A 518-nucleotide genomic window follows, 5' to 3' on the forward strand; every position below is an offset into this window, starting at 1 on the left:
CGCAACCTGGCCATCAGCGAGGCCGCCGCCGTCCATCGCCTGTACTACGCGCCCGATCCGTCGAGCCAGATTGCCTGCACCATCGCCGGCAACGTGGCGGAAAACTCGGGCGGCGTGCACTGCCTGAAATACGGACTCACCCTGCACAACGTGCTCAAGATCAAGGGCTTCACGATGGCGGGCGAGGCGCTTGAGTTCGGCTCCGATGCGCTGGACGCGGCCGGATTTGACTTGATGAGCATCGTCATCGGCTCCGAGGGCATGCTGGCCGTGACCACCGAAGTCACCGTCAAGCTGGTGCCGATGCCGCAACTGGCGCGCTGCATCATGGCCAGCTTCGACGACATCCGCAAAGCCGGCGACGCGGTGGCCGCCATCATCGCCGTGGGCATCATCCCGGCCGGGCTGGAGATGATGGACAAACCCATGACGGCGGCGGTGGAAGACTATGTGCACGCCGGCTACGACCTGAGCGCCGAGGCGATTTTGCTGTGCGAGAGCGACGGCACGCCCGAAGA

At 65.3% G+C, this 518-nt stretch carries 1 protein-coding gene; it reads left to right on the top strand.

The genetic code is table 11. The annotated features are described in order from the left end of the window. Positions 1-518: FAD-linked oxidase C-terminal domain-containing protein (locus B3V69_RS15235; protein ID WP_296447864.1), on the top strand; the 518-nt coding region annotated here is incomplete at both ends.

Source organism: Rhodoferax sp. UBA5149 (assembly GCF_002413825.1).
Lineage (GTDB): Bacteria > Pseudomonadota > Gammaproteobacteria > Burkholderiales > Burkholderiaceae_C > Rhodoferax.